The following is an 8,477-nucleotide window of genomic DNA, read 5'->3' on the forward strand; positions in this document are numbered from 1 at the left end:
GTGAACCTCGGCGCCGCCGACGCCAGGGGCGCCGCCAGTGCACAGCAGCGGATCGCCGCCGAGCGGCGCAGGATGAGGCGCCCATCGGCCGTCTCCGTCGCCCACCATCGCATCGACTTCCCCAGCCCCTCATCGAACAGGTTCCCACGACCTCCACCGAGGTCGTTGCCCGGCCATTCCATGCTCCGTACCTTTCACTCCGCTGGAATCATCGGCACGGTGGGAGAGCAGCCCAGATGCTCACTCACGGCCCTTCGTCACTGTAGTAGCGCGTACTCGTCGGTTCGTGTTCACCGCTTGGGTGCGTCTGCCAGATGGGAGAGCTGCGCTTCGGTCTGTCGGAGGGGAGCTGCCCCGGTCACTCCGGTGGCTGCCGGCGTCATCTGATGCACTGCACGAGGATGGGGTGCTACTGGAGGAGGGGCGGGGGGGTACTGCAGGTAGGTGGGGCCCTCGTGCAGTACGCACACCCCTTGGCCAGTGGATCCCGCCCCTCGTGCAGTAGGCCGGCCTGGGGCGGACCTGTGACGGAGGCGCCGGGCTCCACCAAGAACCCCGGACTCACTCCCGCGCGGCCCGGTGTCCACAGCGCTGACATTAACGATCCAGCCATCGAAGCACCCCGTGGGGATCGTTGGAATCCTGCGGCTGATCTTCGGCGTGCGGCGCCGGTGCGCCTTTGATGTCAGCACCATGGACACCAGCGACCCACCAAGACCTGCCAGGCCTCTTCTCTCAGCCAACCGCCCGCTCCAGGACCACCAGCCCGCCCCGGCTTCCCGCCCGAGCGAGCGTCTCAGAAGTCATGACACTCACATGTCTCACAAGTGAGGAGACAGCACATGCCCCCGAGGCTCAGTTCTCACGCCCGAGGGTGCGTCCTCGACGCCGAAACGGCACGCGGCAGCCACCGAGCCGGCGGCGAGGGCGGCAACAGCGGTAACGAACGGGGGCTCCGACCGGCGAACCGGTCGGAGCCCCCGTCTCAGTCCTCCGCGGGGAAGGACCTCAGCCGTGATCAGGCCTTCTTGGCCTCATCGATGCGCGCACGGAACTTGGCGAGCTGCTCCTTGATGGCCTCGGGCAGCTTGTCACCGAACTGCTTGTAGTACTCCTCGGTGTCGTCCATCTCGGCGGACCAGGCCTCGGGGTCGATGTCGTACATCTTGGCCCACTCCTCCTCGCCCAGGTCGAGGCCCTCAAGGTTGAAGTCCTCGAACTTGGGGTAGCGGCCGGTGACGCCGTCGACGGCCTCGACCTCGCCGGAGGCACGGCGCACGATCCAGTCGAGCACGCGGGAGTTGTCTCCGTAGCCGGGCCAGATGAACTTGCCGTTCTCGTCCTTGCGGAACCAGTTGACCTGGTAGACCTTGGGGAACTTGTCGCCCAGCTTCTCCTGCATCTCCAGCCAGTGCGACCAGTAGTCGGCCATGTGGTAGCCGCAGAAGGGCAGCATGGCCATGGGGTCGTGACGCAGGGAGCCGACCTTGGCGTCCAGGGCGGCGGCGGTGACCTCGGAGGCCACGGCGGAGCCGATGAACACGCCGTGGGCGTTCTCGTACTGCTCGGCGACCAGCGGCACGTTGGTGGCGCGGCGACCGCCGAAGAGGATGGCGTCAATGGCCACGCCCTCGGGGGCCTCCCAGTCGGGGCAGATGATCGGGCACTGCGAGGCCGGGGTGGTGAAGCGGCTGTTGGGGTGGGCGGCCTTCTTGCCCTCGGCGGCGTCGGCCGGGGTGAAGTCGTTGCCCTGCCAGTCGATGAGGTGCTCCGGCATCGGGGCGTCGATGCCCTCCCACCACACGTCACCGTCGTCGGTCAGGGCGACGTTGGTGAAGATGGTGTTGGCCTTCATGGTGTCCATGGCCATGGGGTTGGTGTCGTAGGAGGTGCCGGGGGCGACGCCGAAGAAGCCGGCCTCGGGGTTGATGGCGCGCAGGCGGCCGTCGGGGCCGGGGCGCATCCAGGCGATGTCGTCACCGACGGTCTCGACCTTGTAGCCCGGGATGGTGGGCTGGAGCATGGCGAGGTTGGTCTTGCCGCAGGCGCTCGGGAAGGCGGCGGTGACGTGGTACTGCTTGCCGCTCTTCTCGTCGGTCAGGCGCAGGATGAGCATGTGCTCGGCCATCCAGCCGTCGCGGCGGGCCATGGTCGAGGCGATGCGCAGCGCGTAGCACTTCTTGCCCAGCAGGGCGTTGCCGCCGTAGCCGGAGCCGAAGGACCAGATCTCGTTGGTCTCCGGGAAGTGGGTGATGTACTTCTCGTCGTTGCAGGGCCAGGTGGTGTCCTTCTCGTGCTCGGCCAGGGGGGCGCCGACGGAGTGGACGGCCGGGACCCAGGGGCGGCCCTCATTGACGAGGTCCATGGCGGCCGCACCCATGCGGGTCATGATCCGCATGTTGACCACCACGTAGGGGGAGTCGGTGATCTCGATGCCGAGCTGGGAGATGGGGCCACCCAGGGGGCCCATGGAGAAGGGGATCACGTAGAGGGTCCGGCCGCGCATGGCGCCGTCGAACTTCTCGTTGAGGATCTTCTTCATCTCGGCCGGGTCGTACCAGTTGTTGGTCGGGCCGGCGTCCTCCTCCTTCTCGGAGCAGATGAAGGTCCTGGACTCCACGCGGGCGACGTCGCTGGGCAGGGAGCGCGCGAGGAAGGAGTTGGGGCGCTTGTCAGGGTTGAGGCGCGTGAACACGCCGGACTCCACCATCTCAGTGGTGAGGCGGTCCCACTCCTCCTGTGAACCGTCCGCGAAGTAGACGTTCTCGGGCTTGGCCAGCTCGGCGATGCGCGTGACGAATTTGATGACATCCTCAGGGGCGTTAGCCGGTGCGGCGGCGCGAACGTCCTTCTCAGACACAGTCATGCGAGTCCCTTCCTTGGGTATGTTGATCCGGTGAGCGCGCCGTTGCCGGTTCGCTCGGTCGAGGGTAATACTCCCCCACCTGGCGCCTCAGGTCACATCGCCGAAGGTCCCAACTCGGCCTCTCCTCCCGGCCGTACCGGCATGTAATCGGCCACATTCGGGAGGATGGCGGCTTTTGCCGCCTTTGAAACGGCGTCGTTCCGCCCTCAGTGAAGGTCCACTGCGAGCGTGTAGCGTGCCCGCATGTCCGTCGCGCCGTCCTCCGCGTCCAGCTCCGCGAGCTCCTTGCCTCGCGCTCAACCCCGCTCGCGGGTACCCCGGGCCCTTCGACCGGCCGTGGTGGCGACCGCCGCCTGTCTGGTGCTGTCCGCCTGCACCGCTCACATGGACATGACCATCAGCTCCCAGGGCAGCTACGACGTCGCCCTGGAGATGCGCGACACGACCGGAACCGTCTTCCCGAAGGGAAAGACCCCCGACTGCTCGGCCTACTCCGACCCCACCGCCCTGGGCGTGCCCGCGGGCACCACGGTCAAGGCCGAGCCGATCACCGGGGACGACGGACTCGGCTGCCGGGTCACCATCAGCGGAGTCAAGGTCCCCCAGGCCTCACAGGCCGAGCCGAACACGATCGTCGTGCGCGACGGCGAGGTCTACAAGGTGACGATCCAGCCCTTCCCCTCCGACCCTTCCCGGGACGACAACGGGGCCGCCGGCGCACAGGGGAGCGCACCGCAGGCCTCTGTCGCGCCGTCGGGAGGCTCGGGCGATCCGGGCGGGACTGAGCCGACCAGCACGTCCTTCAAGGGCGTCGTCGACACCAAGGTCTCCGTCACTTTTCCCGGCGCGGTGACGCAGTCCGGCGGGGGGAAGGTCTCGGGCACCACGGTCACCTGGGACGACCCGGACACGGTGGCCAAGGGCGTGAGCGCCTCGGGCTATGCCCAGGACTCCCGGGGCGTGTCGTGGTGGAGCCGTTCCCGCATCTGGCTGACCGCCGGCCTGGCCCTGCTCGGCGGCGGGCTGGCGGTGGCTGTCCTACGACGGCGCAGCCGTGGTCACTCGCCACGGAGGCAGCGCAAGGGCGCCACTGAGCATTCCGACTATTCCGCGTAGTCACGGCACCGAATTAGACTCGCCGCATGATTCATGACTCCCGCACTGCCAGGCGAAGCGTGACCGCAGCGGTACTGACCGGCCTCGCACTGCTGCTGGCCGGCTGCGGGGCTCACTACGACTTCGTCATCCATGACAATGAGACCGCCGACCTGTCCTACGTCATGTGGGACTCATCGGGGCTGTCGCTCATCAGCAGGGAGAGCTGCACCGAGGAGAAGCTCGAGAAGTCCACTCCCCTGCCCGAGGACGTCAAGGCGATCTACACCTTCACGTCCCACAACGGGCAGCCTGCATGCCAGGTCACAGCCAAGTCGGTTCCGCTCAACAAGCTGCAGACCGATGTCTGGACGATCAAGCACCAGGGCGGGCAGTACGTCTTCGACCTGTCCCCCGAGGCGCTGGGCAAGCTCAGCGCGGATGACTCCTTCCCCTCCTCCCCGGGTGCCTCGGGGGGAATGAGGATCTCGATATCCGTGACCTTTCCCGAAGAGGTGACGAAGTCCAACGGGAGGAACGACGATAACAAGGTCACCTGGGACAACGTGCTGGAGAGCTCTGAGGCTCTCCATGCCGAGGGCGGGGACGGCAGGTTCCACCTGCAGTGGTGGATGACCGCGGCGGCCATTGCCGTCGTCCTCCTCATCGTCGTCGGCGTCGTGGTGTACCTCCTGAGGACTCGCCGATCCCAGCAGCCGGCTCCGGCACTGCCGTACGGCGAGGCCCCTCAGGGGGCCGCGGCCGCCAGCACCATGTCCCCGGAGGTCTACGTCGGTGGCCCATATCAGTCTGCCCTGGAACCCCTGCAGCCGATGCCGGGACCGACCTGCCCCTATCCCGTCACCAACCTTCACGATGGCTACGCCCCCTACGCCGACCCCGGACAGGACACCGCTGCCTTCCCCCCGCCTCAGGTCTCTGGAGGCGCAGGCGTCTTCAGCACTTACGGAACTCAGCAGGGCGGACATCAGCCGCCCGGACCGGGGTACACACAGATGCCCTATCAGGAAGGGCATAGTCCCGCGGACTTCCAGCCCCCGTCTCAGCAGCCCCGGTGACGGCCTCCCCGGCGAGGGGAACGATACCCATGATGATCCGGTTACAACCAGGCATCTGAACCGCTACTGTGTGGGTATGACACCTGCCATCGCTCACCGCATTCCTAGACCCCTGTCCGTCTTGACGGCTCTTGCGGCGCTCATCCTGTCCGCGCCCCTCGCACTGATCGGCGCCCCGGGACATGCCGTCCCCATGGATGACGACGCCCCGGGCTCCGGCCTGAAGATCACCTCTGATGTCGTCATCAAGTCCAACGACACCTACTATGCGAAATTGGTGCTGACCGACAACAGCGGTTTCGGTATCTTCAACGAAGACAATTGTAAAGCCGAAGATGTCTCCCAGCCACAGCTCGGCAAGAGTAACAAGAACGCCAAGGCCACCTTCAAGAAGAAGGGCGACTCAAGCATCTGCACAATTGAGGGAACAGCCTCCATCAAGGACAGCGAAGACTCAATCAAACACCAGGGCAACGAGTACGTCGTTAAGATCGGCTCCGACGAGGCAATCGGCGACACGAGCCAGCTTGACGTCACCCAGACCATCACCTTCCCCGGAAAAGTCACTGACGCCGACGGCGGCAAGGTTGAGGGCAACAAGGTCACCTTCACCGACATCAAGTCCCATACCGTCAAGGGCGGAGACGGCTCCATTCCCATGTGGGTCTGGATCATCATCACAGTCGGCGTCCTGGCAGTGATCGGCGGTGCGGTCGCATTCTTCGTTGCCCGCAGCAAGAAGAACAAGACCCAGATGCCTTACGGGACTCCTGTCCAGGGCTACGACCCGAGTCAGGCGTTCCCGGCTCAGCCTGGTCAGCCGGGCTACGGCACGCCCCAGGGCCAGCCCGGATACGGCGCTGGCGGTCAGCAGGCGGGCTACGGAGCCCCCCAGGCTCAGCCCGGCCAGCAGACGGGCTACGGCACCCCAGGCCAAGGCACCTACTGACCCGCCCCTTTCCTCCTGTTGTTGTGGCCCTAAGATCTGAGGATCCAGGGCCACAACACCTTTCTTCGCGTCATCATTCCCCGTGCGAGAACCCCATCGCCACCGACCAGCTAGGGTGAGGACTATGGCCGTGACCGCCTCCCGACACCGTTTCCCTGAAACAATCGCCTTTCTCACATTTCTCTTCTTCCTGGCACTCCTGACCCCTCAGGGCAACGCTGCCGTCCCCACCGAGAGCGGCGACGACAGAATGTCCTTATCAGCCAAGGTCGTCATCAACGACAACGACACCTATGACATGACCATTACGGTCAAGATCACGAGCAAAACATCCTATGCCAAGAAGAACGTGAAGAACCGCTGCGATCCTTCAAACCTCATGGACTCATTCGAGGACATGAAGGCTTCCTACGCCGAGCAGAACGGCTTCCCGACCTGCATACTTTCCGCCAAGTCGCGGAGCATCTCCAAAGTCGAGGGATTCATTGAGCACGAGGGTGACGAGTACACTCTCGACAGCAAGAAGGGCGGTCTCCCCACCCCTTCTGAATACGACGGCGAGTACAAGCTCTCCGTTACGTTCCCCGGCAAGGTCACGGATGCCGACGGCGGCAAGGTCAGCGGAAATACGGTGACCTTCACTGAGCCCGGCAAGTACCGAGTCAAAGGTAAGGACACCCCTGCCTTCCCCTGGGTCTGGGTGATTATGGGGGTTGTACTGGTCGGAGCGATCGGCGGCGGCGTCTTCTGGTTCCTCAATCACCGCAAGAAGCAGTCTCAGCAGCAGGCCTATATGGTCAGTACGGCGGGATACGGGCTGCAGCAGCCTTATGCTCCCGGTCAGTTGCAGGCTCCCGGCGCAGCGCCTCCGTCTCCCTCGGACTTCGTCGCCCAGGGTTACAACCAGCCCGGACCGAGCGGCGTGATGCCTCCGGGGGCTGTACCACCCCCTCCCAGCCCCCGTCAGCTCCTCCTCCCCCGGGGTTGAGCTCTGACGGCGGCACTGGAGCTCTTCGTACTTAGCGAGGCCCCTGCACCACCCTCCAGCCACCCCCATCTCACCACTCGAAGGCCGTACATGCGTCACCTCGCCCTGAGACACACCCCAGCCACAAGTCTCGCCGGGATGCTCTGTCTCGCAATCTCGTTCCTCCTCGTGGCGGCAGCATCCCCCAGCAGTGCCGCAATGCTTGCAACGCTCACGAAAGAAGATAAGCTCAGTGTTGAGATCGTCATCAAGTCCGATCAAGAGGTGACGAGCACCATCACGATCACTTCACCGGCCTCCAGAGAAAAGAACCTGAAAGAGTTCTGCGTCGAGAGCAGCTTCACTCAGAATTCTACAAATCAGAATTCCACCAAGCCCGATTTGACCTTCACCAACGAGAACGGAACGGCGATCTGCAAGGCCGCTTTCACTAAAACCGTATCCGAAAGCAATCTCGTGTCGCACGACGGAGATGAATATGTCGTCGATACTCACAATGATTCCACATCCGGCAGCAACAATAACAGTTCGACACCCCTCACTATCATCTTCCCCGGCAAGGTGACGGACGCCGATGGAGGGAAGATCGAGGGTGACGAGCAGAACAAGGTCTCGTTCACCGGTTTCGACAACCACAAGGTCCGCGGTAAGGACACCGCCCAGGCAGCATCTCAGCCTGCACCCAGCTCGACACCCTCGTCCAGTTCGACACCCGCACCCAATTCGACGTCCTCGTCTCACTCATCGGGCGGGATGACAGGCATCATCGTGATACTCGTTGTGATCGCTGTTGTCGGAGCAATTGTCGCTCTCGTCAGTAACACGCTCAAGAAGAATCGGGAGCAGAAGTACCTGGATGCGCTGGGGCAGCAGTCGCTTCAAGCAAACACTCTCATGCCCGTTTCACAACCAGTCGCCTTCCCCTCTCAAGCTCAGGCAGGCCCGCCCCCCGCGCAGCCCGGCTATTCGCCGACTCCGCAGCAGTACCAGCCGCCTTACTCCCAGGGGCCGAACCCCACGCCGCATCTTCCATCGAATCACAACGGTTATGGCGGCTACTGACGTTCAGATCCGGGTAGGCATCGAGCCAGCCGCGAACCGTTCGGCCGTCCTCGGCCCGGGAGCACCCAGCCCCGCCACCAAGACCCCGCGGAGTCGGCGAGTCCCACGCCTCGGTGTTCACAGCGCTGACATCAACGGGCCCGACGTCAGTAGGTCCAGCGGAGATCGTTGGAATACTGCGGTTTCTCCCCGACGCGCATCGCCGGTGCGGGGTTAATGTCAGCGTCGTGGACACCAACACCCCTCCGAGTCGCCTCCAGGACCACCGGCCTGCCCCGGGGTCCTGCCCGAGCGAGCGCCTCACAAGCCCTGACACTCACCTGCCTCAGAAGTGAGGAGACGGCACTACCTCAGATCGAGATGGAGACGCCGAATACCTGAACCACGCACCCGCCCGCGGTCGGCCCGCTCCCGGAAGGTCTCCACCCCACTTCCTGC

6 protein-coding genes are annotated in these 8,477 nt (G+C 64.6%); 5 read left to right on the top strand and 1 reads right to left on the bottom strand.

What is annotated here, in order from left to right; all coding sequences use genetic code 11:
- Positions 1–1,018: 1,018 nt before the first annotated feature.
- Positions 1,019–2,866 (bottom strand): phosphoenolpyruvate carboxykinase (GTP), encoded by a 1,848-nt coding sequence (locus tag BKH32_RS05660; protein ID WP_075249039.1) that lies wholly within the window; start codon positions 2,864–2,866, stop codon positions 1,019–1,021.
- A gap of 243 nt (positions 2,867–3,109) precedes the next feature.
- Here BKH32_RS05660 and BKH32_RS05665 point away from each other — a divergent pair, with 243 nt between their 5' ends.
- From BKH32_RS05665 to BKH32_RS05685, 5 genes are all read left to right on the top strand, one after another.
- Positions 3,110–3,982, top strand: coding sequence for an LppM family (lipo)protein (locus BKH32_RS05665; protein ID WP_081376706.1), 873 nt, complete (start codon positions 3,110–3,112; stop codon positions 3,980–3,982).
- A 26-nt stretch (positions 3,983–4,008) separates the two neighbouring features.
- A complete protein-coding gene (locus BKH32_RS05670; RefSeq protein ID WP_075249040.1) occupies positions 4,009–5,040 on the top strand; it encodes an LppM family (lipo)protein in 1,032 nt (343 codons plus the stop codon).
- Positions 5,041–5,116: 76 nt separating this feature from the next.
- Positions 5,117–5,989 carry an LppM family (lipo)protein gene (locus tag BKH32_RS05675; RefSeq protein WP_075249041.1) on the top strand — a complete coding sequence of 291 codons (873 nt, stop codon included), beginning with the start codon at positions 5,117–5,119 and terminating at the stop codon, positions 5,987–5,989.
- A 124-nt stretch (positions 5,990–6,113) separates the two neighbouring features.
- Complete coding sequence (locus BKH32_RS05680) at positions 6,114–6,977, top strand: LppM family (lipo)protein (RefSeq protein ID WP_256691062.1); 864 nt, start codon at positions 6,114–6,116, stop codon at positions 6,975–6,977.
- Between the two features lie 198 nt (positions 6,978–7,175).
- A complete protein-coding gene (locus BKH32_RS05685) occupies positions 7,176–8,039 on the top strand; it encodes a hypothetical protein (protein WP_256691064.1) in 864 nt (287 codons plus the stop codon).
- The last annotated feature ends 438 nt before the right edge of the window (positions 8,040–8,477 follow it).

This window comes from Actinomyces oris, from assembly GCF_001929375.1.
Lineage (GTDB): Bacteria > Actinomycetota > Actinomycetes > Actinomycetales > Actinomycetaceae > Actinomyces > Actinomyces oris_B.

Excerpts from the sequence above, each read along its gene's own strand:
- BKH32_RS05660 (WP_075249039.1), bottom strand. The coding sequence starts at position 2,866 with ATGACTGTGTCTGAGAAGGACGTTCGCGCCGCCGCACCGGCTAACGCC.
- BKH32_RS05665 (WP_081376706.1), top strand. The coding sequence starts at position 3,110 with ATGTCCGTCGCGCCGTCCTCCGCGTCCAGCTCCGCGAGCTCCTTGCCT.
- BKH32_RS05670 (WP_075249040.1), top strand. The coding sequence starts at position 4,009 with ATGATTCATGACTCCCGCACTGCCAGGCGAAGCGTGACCGCAGCGGTA.
- BKH32_RS05675 (WP_075249041.1), top strand. The coding sequence starts at position 5,117 with ATGACACCTGCCATCGCTCACCGCATTCCTAGACCCCTGTCCGTCTTG.
- BKH32_RS05680 (WP_256691062.1), top strand. The coding sequence starts at position 6,114 with ATGGCCGTGACCGCCTCCCGACACCGTTTCCCTGAAACAATCGCCTTT.
- BKH32_RS05685 (WP_256691064.1), top strand. The coding sequence starts at position 7,176 with ATGCTTGCAACGCTCACGAAAGAAGATAAGCTCAGTGTTGAGATCGTC.